Source organism: Aureispira sp. CCB-QB1, from assembly GCF_000724545.1.
GTDB lineage: Bacteria > Bacteroidota > Bacteroidia > Chitinophagales > Saprospiraceae > Aureispira.
Genome location: NZ_JHBV01000104.1, coordinates 1 through 503, shown reverse-complemented (window position 1 = coordinate 503; position 503 = coordinate 1). Strand labels below are relative to the sequence as shown.

The 503-nt window shown below is 40.4% G+C and carries 1 protein-coding gene; it reads left to right on the top strand.

Annotated features, from left to right (window positions below; translation table 11 throughout):
* The coding region (locus CG11_RS30595; protein WP_197043973.1) for a hypothetical protein at nt 1-503 on the top strand (503 nt) is incomplete at both ends.

Genomic DNA, 503 nt, shown 5'->3' with positions numbered 1-503 from the left:
ATTTTTGTCTACAATTCTGGACACGAGAAAGATTGGATTGGCTTTATAGAAATTGAGCTTTGGTCGGATGCTAAAAGCAAGGAACTGTATTTTACCTACAAAGGTCGAGACTATGTGTTTCACAAACACTTTATGAAAAAATTCAAAGGCAAACGAGTGAAAGCCATGATGGCTGATGAGAAGTTGACCGAACAGCTGCTTTATAAACGCTTGTCCCGAAAAGGCTACAAAGGCTTGTTTTTTATCATTGACGATGCTACCAATGTCTTTAGTTCCCAATTAACCCAAGCACAAAAAGCCTGTTTTTACCGAGCCAAACACGTTGGGATTTGGTTTGCCTTGGTATTTCACGATCCCAATATGTTTCCCAATGGCGCTTGGGGGGCCTTGACCTTAGCTCGTTTTTTTAAGAACAATGTATCTCCACCAAGAGGCAAAAAGAATGTCATTCCTCATTTTGACCAGGTGATGAAATCGTTTGAAATCTTGCAAGATGCGCCTTT